This window comes from Rhodococcus coprophilus NBRC 100603 (genome assembly GCF_001895045.1).
In the GTDB taxonomy this organism is placed as follows: Bacteria; Actinomycetota; Actinomycetes; order Mycobacteriales; family Mycobacteriaceae; genus Rhodococcus; species Rhodococcus coprophilus.
Genome location: NZ_BDAM01000005.1, coordinates 257390 through 275556 on the forward strand (window position 1 = coordinate 257390; position 18167 = coordinate 275556).

Sequence of the window (18167 nt, forward strand, 5' to 3'; positions counted from 1 at the left end):
CGGCCGTCCGATTTGCGAAGGATTTACAGTCCGGTAAGCGTGATCTGCGCTACACGACCTACTGCCGGGTAATGGCTACGATCCTACACACCGAATGAGTTGCAGATCACACCCGAGGGTCGTGGAGGAGCCGGACGGCCTCGTCGTCCCCGAGCTGATGGAAGTCGTCGTACGCCGCACCGACGCTGTTCGTGTCGCGCGGAATCCACGGGCACAGCACCTCGTCGGCCACGGGCGCGACCCGCCGGGCAGCCTCGGGAGACGCGACGGGCACGGCCACGACCACCCTTGTGGCCCCGGCTGCCCGCGCGGCCGTACATGCGACTGCGGCGGTGGCCCCGGTGGCCATGCCGTCGTCGACGATCACGGCCGTGCGGCCCGAGAGATCGACGCGCGCGGCCCCGGCGCGCAGCATCTGGGCGCGTCGCGCGAGTTCCGTGCGCTCCCGCCTCTCGACCGACTCGATCGCATCGGCCCCGATCCGGCCCGCACGCACGACGTCCTCGTTGAGCACCCGGAAATCGCCCTCCGCGATGGCTCCCATCGCGAGCTCGGGATGCCAGGGCACCCCGAGCTTGCGCACCACCAGCACGTCGAGGGGAGCGTCGAGGGCGAGAGCGAGTTCCCGCGCGACGGGGATCCCGCCGCGCGGCAGGGCGAGCACGACGGGGTCGTGGACTTCGCGCAGGTGTGTCGCCGCCCGGGCGACGCGTCGCCCGGCGTCCTCACGCGAGGCGTACCGCACCTACCCAGTATGGGCCTGGCGGCATGCGTTCGTCTCGCGCCGGAGCACATCGATCAGACGAGCTTGCCCGAGAGGTAGGCGTCGTAAGCGGGCAGGTCGAGCTGTCCGTGCCCGGACAGGCCGATCACGATCACCTCGGGCTCGGTGAGTCCCCGTGCGTACTCGGCGGCTGCGGCGATCGCGTGTGACGCTTCGGGTGCCGGCACGATGCCCTCGTTCCGGGCGAACTCCACCGCGGCGGCGAATGCGTCGGTTTGACGGACCGCCCTGCCTTCGACGTATCCGAGTTCGACGGTGTGGCTGAGCAGCGGTGCCATGCCGTGGTACCGGAGCCCGCCCGCATGGATCGGATCCGGAATGAAGTCCTGCCCGAGGGTGTGCATCTTCAGCAGCGGAGTCAGACCGGCAATGTCACCGTGGTCGTACCGGTACCGGCCCTGCGTGATCGAAGGGCACGCCGTCGGTTCGGCGGCGACGACACGCGTCTTCGCACGGTCGTGGAGAACCTCGCGGATGAAGGGGAAGGCCAACCCGGCTAGGTTGGAACCGCCTCCGGCGCAACCGAACACGATGTCGGCATTGTCCTCGCCGGCTGCGCGGAGCTGCTCCACCGCCTCCAGGCCGATCACCGTTTGGTGCAACACCACATGGTTGAGCACGCTGCCGAGCGTGTAGCGGGCCAGTGGGTCCTTCACCGCGACCTCGACGGCCTCGGAGACGGCGATGCCGAGCGAACCCGGGGTCCCCGGGTCCCGGGCGAGTACCGCGCGTCCTGCCTCGGTCAGTTCCGACGGGCTCGCATGCACTGTGCCACCGTATGTTTCGATCAGGAAGCGCCGGTACGGTTTCGCGTCGTACGAGGCCCGCACCTGCCACACCTCGAGATCGATACCGAACCGGGCACACGCGAACGCGAGCGCGGATCCCCACTGCCCGGCACCGGTCTCGGTGGTCAGGCGGGTCACCCCGTCGAGGGAGTTGTAGTACGCCTGGGCGACGGCCGAGTTGACCTTGTGGCTGCCGACGGGGCTGACACCCTCGTACTTGACGTAGATGCGCGCCGGAGTGCCCAGTGCCTTCTCGAACGAGCGCGCACGAATCAGGGGAGTGGTGCGGTAGCTCGCATACGCCTCGCGCACCGGCTCCGGGATCGCGATGTCCGTCTCGGTGGACAGCTCCTGCTCGATCAAGCCACTGGCGAACAGCGGTGCGAGGTCGTCGGCCGTGACGGGCTCCCTGGTGCCGGGGTGCAGGTGCGGCGGAGGCGCAACGTCCAGATCTCCGGCGATGTTGTACCAGTGGGTGGGGATGGACTGGGCGTCCGGCACAGCAGGTCCTCTCGTCGTGGAGTGAAGCGTGATCATTGTGCCCAGGTGTGTGAGCGAACACTCCCTGGGTACGAGGTGAAAGCACTCTCATAGCAGGGGTATGGCGCGGTGGCGGTCGTCGATCCGATAAACTGCTGGTCAAATGAGTGAAATCGAAGACGCCCCAAATCAGGAGACCGCAGCTATCACGTTTGCCGATCTCGACATCGACCCCCGTGTGCTGCAGGCCCTTTCGGACGTGGGCTACGAGACCCCGTCGCCGATCCAGGCGGCGACCATACCCCCACTGCTGGAGGGACGGGACGTCGTCGGTCTCGCTCAGACCGGCACCGGCAAGACGGCCGCGTTCGCGGTGCCGATCCTCTCCCGGATCGACACCACGAAGAAGCGCCCGCAGGCGCTGATCCTTGCGCCCACCCGTGAGCTCGCGCTGCAGGTCGCGGAAGCTTTCGGCAAGTACTCCACGCACATTCCCGGGCTCCATGTGCTGCCCATCTACGGCGGCCAGGCATACGGTGTCCAGCTGGCAGGATTGCGCCGCGGCGCACAGGTCATCGTCGGTACGCCCGGACGTGTGATCGATCACCTCGCCAAGGGAACCCTCGACATCTCGGAACTCGAGTACCTCGTCCTCGACGAGGCCGACGAGATGCTCACGATGGGCTTCCAGGAGGACGTCGAGCGGATCCTCGCCGACACGCCTGACACCAAGCAGGTCGCGTTGTTCTCGGCGACCATGCCGGGCGCGATCCGTCGCCTGTCGAAGCAGTACCTGAAGAACCCGCAGGAAATCACCGTCAAGTCGAAGACGACGACCTCCGCGAACACCACCCAGCGCTGGGTCTCGGTGTCCCACCAGCGCAAGCTCGACGCGCTGACCCGGATCCTCGAGGTCGAGTCGTTCGAAGCGATGATCATCTTCGTCCGCACGAAGCAGGCCACGGAGGATCTCGCCGAGAAGCTGCGTGCCCGCGGATTCTCCGCCGCCGCGATCAACGGCGACATCGTCCAGGCGCAGCGTGAGCGCACCATCGGCCAGCTCAAGAGCGGTGCGCTCGACATCCTGGTGGCGACCGACGTCGCCGCGCGCGGCCTCGACGTCGAACGCATCAGCCACGTGGTCAACTACGACATCCCGCACGACACCGAGTCGTACGTGCACCGTATCGGCCGTACCGGTCGCGCCGGCCGTACCGGCGACGCGCTGCTGTTCGTGACCCCGCGTGAGCGGCACCTGCTCAAGTCGATCGAGCGGGCCACCCGGCAGCCGGTCGCCGAGATGCAGCTACCCAGCGTCGACGACGTCAACGCCCAGCGTGTCTCGAAGTTCTACGACGCGATCACCGAGGCGCTCGCGTCCGAGAACCTCCAGCTGTTCCGTACCTTCATCGAGGACTACGAGCGTGAGCACGACGTGCCGCTCGCCGACATCGCGGCAGCTCTCGCTGTGATGTCCCGCGACGGCGAGTCGTTCCTCATGGAGGTCGAGCCCGAGCCCGTCGCACAGCCGAGGCGCGAGCCGCGCGAGCAGCGCGAGCGTCCGGCACGTCGATTCGACGAAGGCCCGAAGGTCGGTCGCGACGGCCAGGAGCTGACCACCTACCGGATCTCCGTGGGCAAGCGGCACCGTGTGCAGCCGGGTGCGATCGTCGGAGCCATCGCCAACGAGGGTGGCCTCCGGCGCGGTGACTTCGGGCACATCAGCATCCGCGCCGACCACAGCCTGGTGGAACTGCCCAAGGATCTGTCGCCGCAGACGCTCGAAGCGCTGCGTGCCACTCGGATCTCGGGTGTGCTCATCCAGCTTCAGCCGGATTCGGGTGCCCCCGGTGGCCGCCCGAGCAGCAACTACCGTGGCCGCGACGACCGTGGAGACCGCGGCGGCGACCGTCGCGGGGGCGGAGAACGCCGGAGCGGCGACTTCACCCACCGCAAGGATCGCGGCGACCGTCGCGAGCAGGGCGGCGGCGGATTCCGCGGTCGCGACTGACCGTCGATGACCCGACGCTGAACGACACAGATGCCCCGGCAGCCCTCGGCTGCCGGGGCATCTGTGTGTCGGGCCGTCCGGTGTCAGGACGCCGTGTCGGGCCGTCGGATCACCACGTCTCGCCGCTGAGCGTCCCGGCGGTCTCGCCGTCGATCGATTCACGAATGACGTCGGCATGACCGGCATGACGAGCCCACTCCTCGACCTGGTGCAGCGCAAGAAACCGGACGGTGAGTGGGCCGTCGTGTATCAGCCACCGGGCGATTTCGGCCGGCAGGTCGACGACGCGGTCGAGGTCGGGTTCGGTACGCAGCACCGCGGCGAACTGTTCGGCGACGGTGTCGAGTCGTGCGAGCCGGTCGGCCGCGCTGTCGGCGTCGGCGACCAGCCACCCGGACTGCCAGTCCTCGACGGGATCGCGGTCCGGGTCCACCGTGCCCGCGATCCGGTCGGCGGCAGTGGCGTGCCCATTCACGAGATGGTTGTGCAGCGACGCGAGGCTGAGGGACGACGCACTCGGCACAGAACGTGCCTGGTCTTCGGTCAGGCCGGAGACCGCATTGCGGAGCGCCGAGTACTGGTTGTCGAGCAGCGAGAGAATGAGTTCGGTTTCGTTCGTGGTCATGACTCCAGTGTCGGAACCAATGCGGACGAATGCGGTCCTGAATTCGCGAATTGGGTCCGGTGGAGTTCTTCGTACCGGCCACCTGCCGCCAGCAACTCGGCGTGGGTGCCGCGTTCGACGATCCGGCCGTCCTCGACCACGAGGATCTGGTCGGCGGCCCGGATCGTGGACAACCTGTGCGCGATGACCACCGATGTTCGTCCCGCAAGTGCTTCGGTGAGGGCCTCCTGTACAGCGGCCTCGGATGTCGAGTCGAGGTGTGCGGTGGCTTCGTCGAGGATGACGACCTGCGGATGGGCGAGCAGTAGCCGTGCGATCGTGAGACGTTGCCTCTCCCCTCCGGAGAGCCGGTACCCGCGTTCGCCCACCACGGTGTCGAGCCCGTTGGGCAGCGACGCGATCAATTCGGACAGTCGTGCCCGGCGCAGTGCGTCGTACAGTTGCTCGTCGGTGGCACCGGGCCGGGCGAGCAGCAGGTTCGCGCGCACGCTTTCGTGGAACAGGTGCCCGTCCTGGGTGACGAGCCCGACGGTCGCGCGGATGGAGTCCGCGGTGAGCTCGCGTACGTCGATCCCGCTCAGCGACACGCTTCCGGAGTCGACATCGTAGAGCCTAGGAATCAGTTGCGCGACGGTGGATTTACCAGCCCCGGAGGATCCGACCAGGGCGACCATCTGGCCGGGTTCGACGCGGAACGACACGTCGTGCAGGACGGTGTTCCCGCCGCGGGAGTCGAGCACCGCGACCTCCTCGAGCGACGCGAGCGACACCTTGTCGGCTGACGGGTAGGCAAAACTCACGTCGCGCAGTTCGACGGAGACCGGGCCCTTCGGCACGGCGCGAGCGTCGGGCGCTTCCTTGATGAGGGGTTCGAGGTCGAGGATCTCGAAAACACGCTCGAAGCTCACCATCGCACTCATCACGTCCATGCGCGCGCTGGCCAGAGCGGTCAGTGGCGAGTACAGGCGGGTGAGCAGCATGGCCATGGCCACCACCGAACCGGGATCGAGTTGATCGCGCAGGGCGTAGAAGCCGCCCAGCCCGTAGACGAGCGCGAGTGCCAGCGCGGACACGAGGGTCAGCGCGGTGACGAAGATGCTCTGCAACATGGCGGTGCGCACCCCGATGTTGCGCACCCGCCGCGCGCGGAGGGCGAACTCGGTCGACTCCTGTGCCGGCCGGCCGAAGAGTTTGATCAGTGTCGCCCCGGGCGCCGAGAACCGCTCGGTCATCTGGGTGTTCATCACCGAATTGTGGTTTGCCGCTTCACGGCTCAGTTGTGCCAGCCGGGCACCCATATGGCGCGCGGGCACGATGAAGATGGGCAGCAGCAGCAACGCGAGCAGGGTGATCTGCCAGGAGATTCCGAGCATCACCACGAGCGTGATGACGAGTGTCACGAGGTTGCCGACGACGCCGGACAAGGTGTCGCTGAATGCGCGTTGCGCGCCGATCACGTCGTTGTTCAGCCGGGACACGAGGGCGCCGGTGCGCGTACGGGTGAAGAAAGCGACGGGCATGCGCTGGACGTGGTCGAACACGGTGGTGCGCAGGTCCAGGATCAGATCCTCGCCGATGCTCGCCGACAGCCACCTGTTCGCGATCGCGAGGCCGGCCTCGACCAGAGCGATCGCGGCGATGATCACCGCGAGCCACACGACCACGGACAACGCGGCGTTGTCGACGATCGCGTCCACGACGCGCCCGGCGAGCACCGGGGTAGCGACGCCGAGCGCGGCGATCGCGACGCTCAAGGCGAGATAGCTCGTGATGTTCCGCCGGTGGGGGCGCGCGAACGCGGCGATCCGTTTCAGCGTTGCCCGCGAGAACGGGCGTCGATCGCTCTCCGCGTGCATCGCGTTGTACATCGCGTTCCACGCGGTGATTTCCATGCTCATGGACGGGGCCTCCTCGTTTCGCACCCGACGGTAGAACCTCGAGTGCGCTGGAGGTCAAGCCTAGGGGGTACCGGCGGTCCGGAGCACCGACCGTTCTTGCTCGTCGCCTCAGCGGGCGACGTCGATCACCACCCGCGTGGGGTCGGCGAGGGAATAGACCGCGAACGGAGTGCCGCCTTCGGAGACACCGATGAACGACTGGGTGACGCCCTCGAATACGCCGGAGCCGCTGACCTCCACGACGGAACCGCCGGGTGCGGCGAGGACGGGATCGGGTCCGTCGTACGGCTCGACGCCGCTGTCGAACGGGTAGGCCGATCCGTCGATCAATACCTGCAGGACGGCGTCGCCCGCGACGGTGACCGCGTTGCCGCTCCCGTCCTGGACAGCTTCGTCCACGTAGCCGACCCGCCAGCCCGGCGTGCCCTCGCCGTCGAGTTCGTAGACCACACGGTCGAAGTTCTCGTGCACTCCGGTCCGGATGTCGGTGACCGTCAGCTTCGCTCCCGCGCCTGCGGCGGAGACCTTGTCGGCCGCGTCGGTGGGGACGTTCGCGGATTCCGGCTCGGGTGCCTGCGACGTCGGTGTGTCCACCGATACGGCCGGTGCGGGTGCCGGCTCGCCGCCCGAGACCGAGCAACCCGCGAGAACCAACGCGGCGGTGATGACGGCGAGGCTGATGCGGGTGCGAATCATGGGGCACATGGTACGGCGTCGAACGCCGCGGATCGGGCAGGCGCTCGGGAGGCCTTGACGTCGATCCGATCACGGCGGACAGTGGGCACTACCCAACATTTCAACACTCGATGAATTGAGCTTCCGATGAACTCACCATCGAATTCCTTCGCTGTCGACGTGCGCGGGCTATCGGTTCGCCGCGGACCACACCTCGCGCTCGACAATGTCGACTTCACCGCGCAACGAGGCTCGATCACCGGACTGCTCGGCCCGTCGGGATGCGGAAAGACCACCCTCATGCGCTCGATCGTGGGCAGCCAGATCGTCGAATCCGGCACCGTGACCGTGCTCGGTCTCCCCGCAGGGACCGCGGAACTTCGTCGCAAGGTCGGATACGTCACCCAATCGGCGAGCGTGTACCCGGATCTCACCGTCACTGCAAACGTCGCCTACTTCGCCTCCCTGTACGGCAGGCCGCGCTCCACTGTGAGTGCAACGATCGAGGCGGTGGGTCTGACCAGCCACGCCCGGACGCGCGCGGACGAGTTGTCCGGCGGCCAACTCGGACGCGTGTCGCTTGCGTGCGCGCTCGTCGGTGATCCCGAGCTCCTGGTGCTAGACGAGCCGACCGTGGGGCTCGATCCGCTTCTGAGAGTCGAACTCTGGGAACACTTTCGCTCACTTGCACGGCGAGGGGTCACCGTGCTCATGTCCAGCCACGTGATGGACGAGGCCGATCGTTGTGACGACCTGCTGTTGCTGCGCGAAGGCCGGCTCGTCGCTCAACTCACCCCCGCGAAATTGCGGGAACAGACCGGAGAAGCTTTCCTCGAGGACGCGTTTCTCCGGCTGATCCGTACGCGGACGGAGGCACAGTCATGAATCCCGTTGCGTATGCCGCCACCACCGAACGAATTCTGCGGCAGCTGAAAGCAGATCGGCGCACCGTCGCCATGATCACCCTGGTGCCGAGTCTCCTGATGATCCTGCTGTACTTCATGTACCAGAACACGCCGGCCGGGCCGGACGGCCGGACCTTGTTCGACCGCATCGCGATCGTCATGCTCGGGATACTTCCGTTCGTGGTGATGTTCCTGGTCACTTCCATTGCGATGCAACGTGAACGGATCTCCGGAACCTTGGAACGGATTCTTGCCACACCGCTCGCGAAGATCGACCTTCTCGCCGGATACGGGAGCGCCTTCTCCTCGGCGGCGGTCGTGCAGGCCGGCCTGGCGTGCGTCGTCGCGTTCGGGCTACTCGGGGTGAGTGCGGAAGGATCCGTTCTCTGGGTGCTGGTGATCGCCATACTGGTGGCGGTGCTCGGCGTCTCGCTCGGGTTGCTGTGTAGTGCCTTCGCCCGCACCGAGTTCCAGGCCGTGCAATTCATGCCGGTGCTGGTGATTCCGCAGTTCCTGCTGTGCGGCCTGCTCGTCCCCCGGGCAGATCTCCCGGACTGGCTCCGCTGGGCCAGCAACGTCCTTCCCCTCAGCTACGCGGTCGAAGCGTTGCAACAAGTCGCCGACCATCCGGGAACGACCGGGTTGATGATCCGCGACCTGATCGTCGTCGCCGGCTTCGTCGCGGTGGGGTTGGCACTCGGGGCGGCGACACTTCGTCGCCGTACAGCGTGAGCCCCCGGCCGGGCCGGCGGCCGGGACGCTCCGGTGCGCGCGAAACGATCCTGGGCACCGCACGGGAGATGTTCGCGGCCAACGGATTCGAGAGAACTACCATTCGGGCGGTTGCGAAACGAGCCGATGTCGACCCTGCCCTCGTTCACCACTACTTCGGTTCCAAGGTCGACCTCTTCACCGCGTCGATCGCTCTTCCGGTCGATCCCCGCGAGGTCCTCGCACCCGTGTACGAAGCTCCCCTCGAGGACCTCGGCTGCGCCCTCGCCACTGCGCTCCTCGCGGTGTGGGACTCACCGCACCGCGATGCCGCAGTCGCGATGTTCCGCTCCGAGATCGCGGGCGGTGACAGCGGACTGATCCGGACTTTCCTGCTCGAGGTCGCCCTCGACCCGCTCGTCGCCCGCATCGACCGGCCCGCCGGAACCGGCCGGTTGCGTGCGGAGTTCGTGGCAACCCAGATGACCGGCATCATGCTCGTGCGGTACGTGCTGGCCTTCGAACCCCTGGCGTCTCTGCCTTCGGAGCAGGTTGTCGAGGTCATCGCTCCGACGCTGCAGCGCTATTTCACAGGCGAACTGCCCGGCTGACCATTCCGAACGAACCCGTCCCGCTGGAGATCATGACGAGCCGGGGTGACGTCGAGGCGTGAAGCGACGGCAGGAACGCGTGGACACCGGCGTTGTCGACGAGACGTCGAGACCGGTGCCAAACCGGGAGGTGGACGGCATCGCCGGCGCGACAGCGACCCCGCGACCTCCTAGCCGGTGTGCTCGCGCAGGTATGCGATGTCGTCGGCGATACCGGCGCCGGGCGTCTCGAGGACGACCGGCGCACCGGCCGCTTCGGCGATCGCGACGAGCACCTGTGGGTCGATGGTGCCGTCCGCGAGGTTCGCGTGCCGGTCTCGTGCCGAATCGAATTCGTCCCGCGAATTGTTCAGATGCACCAGGTCGATTCGTCCGGTGACGGCCTTGACCCGATCGACGACATCGGCGAGATCTTCGCCCGCTGCCCAGGCATGGCACGTGTCGAGGCAGAAGCCCGCACCGTAGTCGCCGATCGCGTCCCACAACCGGCCGATCGCGTCGACGTACCGCGCCATCGCGAAATCGCCACCCGCCGTGTTCTCGACGAGGATCGGAACGGCGAACCCGCCCTTGTCCTCCTGACGTTCGAACAGCTTCCGCCAGTTCTCGACGCCCGCCGCGACATTCTCGCCGTCACGCACGTGCCCCCCGTGCACCACCAGACCGAACGCCCCGATCTTCGACGCGGCGTCGGCATGTTCGGCGACGGCCTTCCGGGACGGCATCCGCAACCGATTGTTGAGGCTCGCCACGTTGACCACGTACGGCGAATGCACCACCACGTCGATGTCGGAGGCGAGAATCTGATCCTTCCGCGGGTGCTCACCCGGGGTGTCCCATTTCTGCGGGTCCGAGAGGAACAGCTGCACCAGGTCGGCGCCGAGCCGTTCACCCTGCCCGATGGGGTCGTCGTCCTGACGGACGTGCGCGCCTATCCGCATGGACCAAGCGTAGGGGAGCTTCCCGGTCACCGGGACCGCAATGCCGCGCCGGGTCGCGGGATCTGCTTGATTCGGGTCGACCCGCGACCGCCGAGGGGCAGCAGCGCCTTCGACGAATCCGACCGGTCGCCGACGACGGGAGATCTCATGGGGAAGCTGGACGGCAAGGTTGCGCTGATCACGGGTGCCGGGCAAGGAATCGGTCAGGGCGTCGCGCTGGCGATGGCTCGCGAAGGAGCGGCGATCGCGGTGACCGGCCGCACCGAGAGCAAGCTCGACGACACCGTCCGGCAGATCCGGGAGATCGGGGGCACAGCAGAGCCTCTCACGTGCGACATCGCCGACCTCGACCAGATCACAGCCACGGTGGAGCGGACGGCGGAGTTGCTCGGCGGCGTCGACATCCTCGTCAACAACGCCAGTCTCAACCCGCTCGGACCGGTCCTCGACCTGACCGCGAAGCTGATGGAGAACGCCTACCGCAGCGGGCCGATCGCGGCGCTGCATGCGATGCAGACGGTCCACCCCATCATGAAGGCGCGCGGCGGGGGCTCGATCGTCAACATGGTCACCTCCGCGGCCGTGCGCTGGGACATGTCCGGATACGGCGGGTACGCCTCGGTCAAGGAGGCATTGAGGTCGTTGACCCGGGCCGCCGCATCCGAATGGGGTGTCGACGGTATCCGGGTCAACGCCGTCGCCCCCCACGCCATGTCGCCGGGATTGGCGTGGTGGACGGAGAACCGCCCCGAGGAGGCCGCGGAGTTCGTCGCGACCATCCCGCTGCGGCGCATCGGCGACTGCGAGGAAGACATCGGTCGCGCTGTCGCGTGGATCGTCAGCGACGACGCCCGCTATCTGACCGGCGCGACGGTCCCGCTCGACGGGGGTCAGGCACGCTGGGCCTGACCCGCCGACTGTCCACGGTCGTGGTGGCTGCGCACCCGGCGGTTCCCTGAAAAGGGGATCAGGGTCCTCCCCGATGGTGCAAGAGGGGGGAGCCGAGGAAGATGGTCACATGCCATCGCACTCGGCTCCCGCAGCCCGATCCCAGGATCTCAAGAAAATCTATGGAACCGGCGAAACCGCCGTTCACGCACTCGACGGTGTCACGGTGGAATTCGCCACCGGCGAGTTCACCGCCATCATGGGCCCGTCCGGATCGGGCAAGTCGACATTGATGCATTGCCTGGCCGGTCTCGACAGCGCGACTTCCGGACAGGTGTTCATCGGCGATACCGATCTGACCAGCCTGTCCGACAAGGAGATGACGCAGTTGCGGCGCGACCGCGTCGGCTTCGTCTTCCAGGCGTTCAATCTCGTTCCCACGCTCACCGCGCTCGAGAACATCACGCTGCCCGTCGACATCGCCGGACGGAAGGTCGATAAGGACTGGCTGGACACGGTCGTCGGGCGCCTCGGCCTCGGCGACCGGCTCGGTCACCGGCCGGGTGAGCTGTCGGGTGGGCAGCAGCAGCGCGTCGCGTGCGCGCGCGCACTGGTCGGCCGTCCCGAAATCATCTTCGGTGACGAGCCGACCGGCAACCTGGACTCGCGTTCGTCCGGCGAGGTGATGTCCATCCTGCGCGCCTCGGTGGACGAGTTCGGTCAGACGGTCGTGATCGTCACGCACGACCCGCGTGCCGCGGGATACGCCGATCGCGTCGTGTTCCTCTCCGACGGCAGTGTCGTCGACGAGATGCGCGACCCGACCGCCGACTCGGTCCTGGATCGCATGAAGCAGTTCGATCCCGCCGCCATGTCACCTCTGGCGAAGTAGGAGCGATCCGAGCATGAGTGGAAATCCCATTCGCAAGGTGGCTCTGCGCAACCTTGCCGCCCACAAGGTGCGGCTCGCGCTGACCGTGCTGTCGGTCGTACTGGGCACGGCCTTCATCACCGGTTCGTTCGTCTTCACCGATACGTTGCAGCGCACGTTCGACGGGATCTTCGGCGACGTCGCAAAGGGCGTCGACGTTCGCGTCAGCACGGAGGAATCCGGTTCGAGCGGCGTGCCTGTCGAGGACATCGCGACGGTCGAGGCGCTTCCCGCCGTCGGCCGAACCAGCCCGTACATCGGCGGTACCCTCGTCCTTCTCGGCTCCGACGGTGCCGCGATCCAGACCGGGGGCGCCCCGGTGGAGGGGTACGCCTACTTCCCGCCCGAGGAATTCGTCGGCGAACCGCGGGAGTTCATCGAGGGCACCCCGCCGCTCGAAGACGGCCAGATCGCGCTCAACGCCAGCGCCGCCGAGCGCGGTGGCCTCACGGTCGGAGGTCAGACGTCGATCCTCTCCATCGCGCAGGGCATGGTTCCCGTGACGGTGAGCGGTATCTACAACCTCGAGACCGACACCGGCGGGTACGTCGGGGCGATGTTCACCGAATCTCAGGCGTCGACGCTGTTCACCGACGGCCGACACGTCGAATTCCTGAACATCGCGGGCGACGGCTCCCTGTCCCCGGAGGCACTGCGGGACGAGGTCGCGGCGGCTCTTCCCGACCTGAAGGTGCAGACCGGAGCCGAAGTCACCGAGGAGACGAAGTCCCAGGTCTCGGAAGCGCTGAACTTCCTCAACTACTTCCTGCTCGCGTTCGGTGCGATCGCGTTGCTGGTGGGAACGTTCATCATCTACAACACCTTCTCCATGATCGTCGCGCAGCGACTCCGCGAACTTGCGCTGCTCCGAGCCATCGGGGCGAGCCGCAAGCAGGTCGGCCGCTCCGTCACGCTGGAGGCGCTCGTCGTCGGACTGATCGGCAGCGTCATCGGTATCGCGGCGGGCGTCGCCCTCGCCTACGGCCTGCGTGCCGCTCTGAACGCCGCGGATCTGGGGTTGCCGTCGGGTCCGTTGCAGTTGGCGCCGCGGACGGTCGTCGTCGCCCTGCTCGTCGGGATTGTCGTCACCGCGGTCAGCGCCTATGCCCCGGCACGTCGCGCGACACGGGTGCCGCCCGTCGCCGCGATGCGGGAGGAGTCCACCGGGACCGTCGAAGGCCTGCGGGTGCGGACGATCGCGGGCGTGGTCGCGGCCGTCGTCGGTGTCGTGCTCGTCGTGTTCGGTGCACAGGGCACCGGTGGAGGTGCGGCCTCCGCCGTGGGCGGTGGAGCATTCCTGCTCGTCGTCGCGGTCATGCTCGCCGCACCGGCGCTGTCGCGGCCCGTCGTCGGTGCTCTCGGTGGGGTGTTCGCGCGCCCGTTCGGCGCCGTCGGGCGACTTGCGCGCACCAACGCGACCCGCAACCCGCGCCGCACCGCGGCCACCGCATTCGCTCTCACTCTGGGCCTGATGCTCGTGTCCGTGATCGGTGTCTTCGGCTCGTCGGCGAAGGCCAGCGTGGACGCTGCCGTCGACAACGGTGTCCAAGCCGACTTCATGCTCACCGGACCCCAAGGGTTCGGCGTTCCGCTCCCTGCGGCCGACGCGGCGGAACGGGTCGAAGGTGTCGTCGAGGTGGTGCCGGTCCACGGTGTGCGGGCGAACGTCGGCGGGGACGACGGTTTCGGCACGTCGGCGACGGGCGTGCTCGACGACGTGATCGATTTGCAGATGGTGGACGGCGCGCCGGGGGCCACGGGCAACGAAATGCTCGTGAACCAGAGCACCGCGAGTGAGAAGGGCTGGACGGTCGGCTCGACGATCCCCGTCACGAGTCGTGACGGCGATACCGTGGATGCGACCGTCGCCGGTGTCTACGTCGACAGCCAGATCATCGGCCCCTGGGTGATGTCCCAGCAGATCTACGAGCAGTTCACACCCCCGGCGACCCGGTCGGCGATCGTCGTGCTGATGAACACCGCGGATGGAGCGGACCCGAGTGCCGTGCGGTCCGGCCTCGAGGCCGCCACCAAGGAATTCGTGATCGTCCAGGTCCTCGACCGTGAACAGTTCAAGGGCCAGCAGGCACAGCAGATCGATACGGTGCTCGCCATCCTGTACGGGCTGCTCGCTCTCGCTGTGGTCATCGCGATCCTCGGCATCGTCAACACCCTGGCGCTGTCGGTGGTCGAACGGCGACGTGAGATCGGCATGCTGCGTGCGGTGGGGATGCAACGAGGCCAGGTACGGCGCACCATTTATCTCGAGTCCCTGCTGATCGCGGTGTTCGGTGCGATCGTCGGGGTGATTCTCGGACTCTCCTTCGGCTGGGCGTTCGTACGGACGCTCGCCGACCAGGGACTCGACATCATCTCGGTGCCGTGGTCGCAGGTCGTAGGCATGCTGATCGCATCCGGTGTGATCGGCGTGCTGGCAGCCCTGTGGCCGGGTAATCGTGCGGCGAAGACACCTCCCCTGGAGGCGATCTCGGACCTCTGATCGGGAACACTCCACAGTCTTCCCTTTCATCCACAGCGGCCGGCCCGGCGGAGAAACTCCGCCGGGCCGGCCGCTGCTCTGTCCCTAAGCTGCGCGGCAGGGGGTGGAGAGGATGAACCTGCACGACCTCGTACGGTGGAATCCCGACGCGCTGAACGACTTCGAAAACGAACTGGGCCGGTGCGCCGCTCGCGTCGAAGGTGTGCGTGAAGCAGTGACCACGCAATCGGACTGTGGGGGCCGCTGGCGCGGTGACACGCACGAATCCGCCGCGAGTGCTTTCGTCGCGTACGCCACGGCGATTGCAGACCAACGAGATTCGATCCGCCGCGTGCAGGAGTGCGCCATCCTGGTCGCACCGGCACTGCGCATGCTGCATGCCGAGCTGGACGCGACGCGCACGGCTGCGGCCGCGAGTGGTTTCGTCGTCACCGACGACGGAACCGTCCAGCCGATGTCCGGCGTCTCCGCAGCACCCGCCGACCGGGCCGGGATCCAAGCACGGGTGGCGGCACTGCTCGCGCGCGCCACGGAACTCGACGACGAGGCAGCGGCCACGCTCTCGCGCGAACTCGACGAGCACCACCCCGCAGGGCAGGAGCAGTGGCTGTGGCCCGATGGCACCCGAACGAAGCCTGCCCACCTGCCCGCGACGCCCGAACCGGGTACTCCGGCCGACGCGGTGGCGCAGTGGTGGCGCGCTCTGGACGAGCGGGACCGCACCGCACTCCTGGCGGGACGGCCGGGCGCGATCGGTGCGCTGGACGGCATCCCGGCCGGGGCTCGCGACGCGGCGAACCGTGCGCTGCTCGACGTCGAGCGACGACGACTGGAAGAGGTCGCGGCGCGATTGCGGCTCGAACTCGAAGGCAACCTGTTCGGCGGCCTGTTCACCGCCGCGGACGCCGGACTCGAACAGACGGACAAGAAGCTTGCGGCGCTCGATGCGCTCGACGAGGTGCTCGCGCGAGACGACAGGTATCTCCTCTCCCTCGACCTGTCGGGCCGAGAGGCGATGGCGGCGGTTGCGGTCGGGAACGTCGACCACGCCGAACACGTCGCGGTGTTCGTGCCGGGTGCCGGTTCCACACTCCAGGGCGGTCTCGGCGGGTACGACACACAGGTCTCGGCGCTGCGCGACGAAGCGCATCGCCATCTCGGCGACACTTCCGGTCCCGGCAGCTCGGTCGCCGCTGTCACATGGCTGGATTATCAGGCGCCGCAATGGGGTTGGGGACTCGCGTACACCGAGCGCAGCCCTGTCTCCGACCTCGCCGCGCAGATCGCTGCCCCGCGTCTTTCGGGTTTCCTCGACGGACTGGCAGCCTCCCGCGACGGCGACCCCGACGTCACCGTCGTGGGGCATTCCTACGGCGCCCTGGTCGCGGGCCTCGCGCTCCGGCAGGGCGCCGACGCCGATGCCGCGGTATTCCTCGGAGCACCCGGAATCGGCACCGACGACGTGCGCGAACTCGGATTGCCGGTAGGCGCAGCGTTTCTCGTCGAGGCCCGGCGCGACGCGTTCGCCGACGTCGGGACGTTCAGCGGTGACCCGAGCTTCCTCGACGGTCTGACCCACCTCCCGTCGGGAGAGGGGACATCGGCCACCGGTGAGCCGCTCACGGCAATCACCGGGCACAGCTCCTATCTCCAGCCCGGATCGACGAGTTCCTACCAAGTCGCAGCGGTGGTCGCCGGTGCCGCAGGACGGAGTGCAGCATGACCCGGGCCACCCGCGACCGCACGCGGCGCACCGGAATCGGGGTGAGTGCCCTGATCGCCGTCCTCGCCGTCCTCGCCGCCCTGTCCGGCTGCGGACCACGCCCGGTACCCGTCGCGAAACCGGAACCGGTCGCCTCGACCAGCCGCGGCGCCGTCGAGTTCTACAGCGGAGTCCAGCACGACATCCTCACCGCGCTGTCCGCCGAGTTCCCCGGCGTGCGCTTCACACAGAGGTTCGCGAGGTCCTCCGCCGGGTGCACGTTGCCCGACGGCGCCGCAGGCACGCTCGTGCACCTGCCCATCTACGGTTCGGATATGCCGGTGCCCGCCGACGCGCTGAGCCGCGCGAGTGCCGTCTTCGAGAAGGTCGCGGCGCGTGCGGGATTCCACGAACCACTCGTGATGCCACCCGACGTAGGTTTCGCCTTCCGCATGTTCGCCGAAGACGGTTCGTACATCACCTTCGGGAGCTACGTCGCCTCGACGGTAGCGGTCACCACTGGTTGTTACCGGGAGTGACGCGCGGGGTGGGTTGTCCCGAGATCCGCCCGTCCGGTCGGTTACGCTCGTGCTTTCCGTGCTGCCAAGCTGTGAGTCGGCGAGGGGACAGAGACATATGCGCCCGATGCTCGGCGTTGCCGTGGACGACGGTGAAGTGTGTGCGGTGCTCGTCGACGCCGACGTGCCCTCCCTCGGACCGTTCGACTCCCAGCGCCACGTCGCGGGGCGCGCTGCAAACCCTGCCGACACCGCAGCGGCAGCCGTCGTCGCGATGACCGAGCGCGCCGCGAACGCGTCGTTGTCGATCCTGTCGATCGGCCTGACGGTCACAACGGGTGGTGCCGCCGAGGCAGGGGAGATCGCGGACGCGATCGGGGCCGTCACCGAGACTCCTGTCGAGATCGTCGCACTCGACGACGCCAGGCTGGCATACCTCGCCGGTGCCCCGGAACTCGCGTCGGCGCCCGTGCTCGCAGTCCACACCCGCACCGGGAACGTCGAATCCGCGTCGATCGTCGACACCGGATCGCGTGCCGTGCTCGCCTCGGTCACCCCGGCGGGCAATGTGTTCGGCGGCTACTCCGAATCGCTGCCGGAGGCAATGGACGAAGCGATCGCCCGCGCAGGACAGACCCCGGGGGCACTGGTCTTCCTCGACCTCGAGCCCGGCGACGCCGCTCCGGCAAAAGAACTCGCGACGATCTTGGGTGTCCCGTTCATCACACCCCACGGGGTGCCCTGGCATCGCGCGACGGGTGCGTCGCTCGTCGCCGCCCAACGGAACGGTCCGGCGGCCGTCGCCGGTGTGCCCGCGGGCCGGGGCCGGGGAGCGGCGTTGCTCGCCGTTCTCGTTGCCCTCGTCGCGATTCTCGGTGGGGGACTCGCGGTGGCCGTCGGCGGGATCGTACCCACGAGGGATGCCGCGCCGGACACGAGCATGCCGGTGTCTTCGTCTGCACCCACGCCCGAGCCCGCGCCGGCGTCCGCGTCCGTGGCGGTGCCCGTACCGGAGATTCCCGTCGCGGTGCCGCAGGACCCGTGCGGCGAAGCCCGGCCGGTGTCGTGGCCCGTCCGCGGGTCCGATCCTGATCTGCCGGGCCCGGCCGCAGCAGACCGAGGCACCGCCCCGGCTGCGCCCGTGCCCGCCGAGCCGGATCCGTGCGCGCCGGGGCGTCCGGTCACGCCCTGACGTCGAA

General features: G+C 68.0%; 16 protein-coding genes. 10 read left to right on the plus strand and 6 right to left on the minus strand.

What is annotated here, in order from left to right; all coding sequences use genetic code 11:
- Nucleotides 1-106 precede the first annotated feature (106 nt).
- Both RDCOP1_RS09960 and RDCOP1_RS09965 read right to left on the minus strand, forming a co-directional pair.
- Nucleotides 107-745 (minus strand): phosphoribosyltransferase, encoded by a 639-nt coding sequence (locus tag RDCOP1_RS09960; protein WP_072699951.1) that lies wholly within the window; start codon nt 743-745, stop codon nt 107-109.
- A gap of 53 nt (nt 746-798) precedes the next feature.
- The gene (locus tag RDCOP1_RS09965; RefSeq protein WP_072699954.1) at nt 799-2109 is read right to left on the minus strand and encodes a TrpB-like pyridoxal phosphate-dependent enzyme; all 1311 of its coding nucleotides are present in this window, start codon (nt 2107-2109) and stop codon (nt 799-801) included.
- A 106-nt stretch (nt 2110-2215) separates the two neighbouring features.
- On the opposite strand from RDCOP1_RS09965, the gene RDCOP1_RS09970 reads away from it, so the two are divergent.
- Complete coding sequence (locus RDCOP1_RS09970; protein ID WP_072699956.1) at nt 2216-4063, plus strand: DEAD/DEAH box helicase; 1848 nt, start codon at nt 2216-2218, stop codon at nt 4061-4063.
- A gap of 109 nt (nt 4064-4172) precedes the next feature.
- Here RDCOP1_RS09970 and RDCOP1_RS09975 read toward each other — a convergent pair whose 3' ends face one another.
- The 3 genes from RDCOP1_RS09975 to RDCOP1_RS09985 form a co-directional block, all read right to left on the minus strand.
- Nucleotides 4173-4688 carry a mycothiol transferase gene (locus RDCOP1_RS09975; RefSeq protein WP_072699958.1) on the minus strand — a complete coding sequence of 172 codons (516 nt, stop codon included), beginning with the start codon at nt 4686-4688 and terminating at the stop codon, nt 4173-4175.
- Nucleotides 4685-6586, minus strand: coding sequence for an ABC transporter ATP-binding protein (locus RDCOP1_RS09980; protein WP_072699960.1), 1902 nt, complete (start codon nt 6584-6586; stop codon nt 4685-4687). The genes RDCOP1_RS09975 and RDCOP1_RS09980 overlap by 4 nt, the downstream gene beginning before the upstream one ends.
- Nucleotides 6587-6694: 108 nt before the next feature.
- Nucleotides 6695-7282 (minus strand): AMIN-like domain-containing (lipo)protein, encoded by a 588-nt coding sequence (locus RDCOP1_RS09985; protein WP_072699962.1) that lies wholly within the window; start codon nt 7280-7282, stop codon nt 6695-6697.
- A 126-nt stretch (nt 7283-7408) separates the two neighbouring features.
- Between RDCOP1_RS09985 and RDCOP1_RS09990 the strand changes: the two genes are divergently transcribed.
- Genes RDCOP1_RS09990 through RDCOP1_RS10000 form a run of 3 tightly spaced genes read left to right on the plus strand, consistent with a single transcriptional unit; the run spans nt 7409 to nt 9488 of the window.
- Nucleotides 7409-8146: an ABC transporter ATP-binding protein gene (locus RDCOP1_RS09990; RefSeq protein ID WP_072699965.1), complete on the plus strand. Its 738-nt coding sequence runs from the start codon at nt 7409-7411 to the stop codon at nt 8144-8146.
- Nucleotides 8143-8898, plus strand: coding sequence for an ABC transporter permease (locus RDCOP1_RS09995; RefSeq protein ID WP_072699967.1), 756 nt, complete (start codon nt 8143-8145; stop codon nt 8896-8898). The genes RDCOP1_RS09990 and RDCOP1_RS09995 overlap by 4 nt, the downstream gene beginning before the upstream one ends.
- The gene (locus RDCOP1_RS10000; protein ID WP_072699969.1) at nt 8895-9488 is read left to right on the plus strand and encodes a TetR/AcrR family transcriptional regulator; all 594 of its coding nucleotides are present in this window, start codon (nt 8895-8897) and stop codon (nt 9486-9488) included. Before RDCOP1_RS09995 ends, RDCOP1_RS10000 begins: the two co-directional genes overlap by 4 nt.
- 170 nt (nt 9489-9658) lie before the next feature.
- Here the strand turns inward: RDCOP1_RS10000 and RDCOP1_RS10005 are convergent, their stop codons facing one another.
- Nucleotides 9659-10429 (minus strand): deoxyribonuclease IV, encoded by a 771-nt coding sequence (locus RDCOP1_RS10005; protein ID WP_072699971.1) that lies wholly within the window; start codon nt 10427-10429, stop codon nt 9659-9661.
- A gap of 147 nt (nt 10430-10576) precedes the next feature.
- Here RDCOP1_RS10005 and RDCOP1_RS10010 point away from each other — a divergent pair, with 147 nt between their 5' ends.
- The 6 genes from RDCOP1_RS10010 (at nt 10577) to RDCOP1_RS10035 (ending at nt 18160) form a co-directional block, all read left to right on the plus strand.
- Nucleotides 10577-11338 carry an SDR family NAD(P)-dependent oxidoreductase gene (locus RDCOP1_RS10010; protein ID WP_072699972.1) on the plus strand — a complete coding sequence of 254 codons (762 nt, stop codon included), beginning with the start codon at nt 10577-10579 and terminating at the stop codon, nt 11336-11338.
- A 109-nt stretch (nt 11339-11447) separates the two neighbouring features.
- Nucleotides 11448-12209 carry an ABC transporter ATP-binding protein gene (locus RDCOP1_RS10015; RefSeq protein WP_072699974.1) on the plus strand — a complete coding sequence of 254 codons (762 nt, stop codon included), beginning with the start codon at nt 11448-11450 and terminating at the stop codon, nt 12207-12209.
- Between the two features lie 13 nt (nt 12210-12222).
- Nucleotides 12223-14748: an ABC transporter permease gene (locus RDCOP1_RS10020; RefSeq protein ID WP_072699976.1), complete on the plus strand. Its 2526-nt coding sequence runs from the start codon at nt 12223-12225 to the stop codon at nt 14746-14748.
- A gap of 112 nt (nt 14749-14860) precedes the next feature.
- Nucleotides 14861-16471: an alpha/beta hydrolase gene (locus RDCOP1_RS10025; protein ID WP_072699978.1), complete on the plus strand. Its 1611-nt coding sequence runs from the start codon at nt 14861-14863 to the stop codon at nt 16469-16471.
- Nucleotides 16468-16989 (plus strand): LppA family lipoprotein, encoded by a 522-nt coding sequence (locus RDCOP1_RS10030; protein ID WP_084722541.1) that lies wholly within the window; start codon nt 16468-16470, stop codon nt 16987-16989. Before RDCOP1_RS10025 ends, RDCOP1_RS10030 begins: the two co-directional genes overlap by 4 nt.
- Nucleotides 16990-17086: 97 nt before the next feature.
- Nucleotides 17087-18160 carry a hypothetical protein gene (locus tag RDCOP1_RS10035; RefSeq protein WP_072699979.1) on the plus strand — a complete coding sequence of 358 codons (1074 nt, stop codon included), beginning with the start codon at nt 17087-17089 and terminating at the stop codon, nt 18158-18160.
- Nucleotides 18161-18167 lie beyond the last annotated feature (7 nt).

Bases quoted from the DNA above. Each gene is read 5' to 3' on its own strand.
- RDCOP1_RS09965 (WP_072699954.1), bottom strand. From the start codon at position 2,109: ATGATCACGCTTCACTCCACGACGAGAGGACCTGCTGTGCCGGACGCC.
- RDCOP1_RS09970 (WP_072699956.1), top strand. From the start codon at position 2,216: ATGAGTGAAATCGAAGACGCCCCAAATCAGGAGACCGCAGCTATCACG.
- RDCOP1_RS09975 (WP_072699958.1), bottom strand. From the start codon at position 4,688: ATGACCACGAACGAAACCGAACTCATTCTCTCGCTGCTCGACAACCAG.
- RDCOP1_RS09980 (WP_072699960.1), bottom strand. From the start codon at position 6,586: ATGAGCATGGAAATCACCGCGTGGAACGCGATGTACAACGCGATGCAC.
- RDCOP1_RS09985 (WP_072699962.1), bottom strand. From the start codon at position 7,282: ATGATTCGCACCCGCATCAGCCTCGCCGTCATCACCGCCGCGTTGGTT.
- RDCOP1_RS09990 (WP_072699965.1), top strand. From the start codon at position 7,409: ATGAACTCACCATCGAATTCCTTCGCTGTCGACGTGCGCGGGCTATCG.
- RDCOP1_RS09995 (WP_072699967.1), top strand. From the start codon at position 8,143: ATGAATCCCGTTGCGTATGCCGCCACCACCGAACGAATTCTGCGGCAG.
- RDCOP1_RS10005 (WP_072699971.1), bottom strand. From the start codon at position 10,429: ATGCGGATAGGCGCGCACGTCCGTCAGGACGACGACCCCATCGGGCAG.
- RDCOP1_RS10010 (WP_072699972.1), top strand. From the start codon at position 10,577: ATGGGGAAGCTGGACGGCAAGGTTGCGCTGATCACGGGTGCCGGGCAA.
- RDCOP1_RS10015 (WP_072699974.1), top strand. From the start codon at position 11,448: ATGCCATCGCACTCGGCTCCCGCAGCCCGATCCCAGGATCTCAAGAAA.
- RDCOP1_RS10020 (WP_072699976.1), top strand. From the start codon at position 12,223: ATGAGTGGAAATCCCATTCGCAAGGTGGCTCTGCGCAACCTTGCCGCC.
- RDCOP1_RS10025 (WP_072699978.1), top strand. From the start codon at position 14,861: ATGAACCTGCACGACCTCGTACGGTGGAATCCCGACGCGCTGAACGAC.
- RDCOP1_RS10030 (WP_084722541.1), top strand. From the start codon at position 16,468: ATGACCCGGGCCACCCGCGACCGCACGCGGCGCACCGGAATCGGGGTG.
- RDCOP1_RS10035 (WP_072699979.1), top strand. From the start codon at position 17,087: ATGCGCCCGATGCTCGGCGTTGCCGTGGACGACGGTGAAGTGTGTGCG.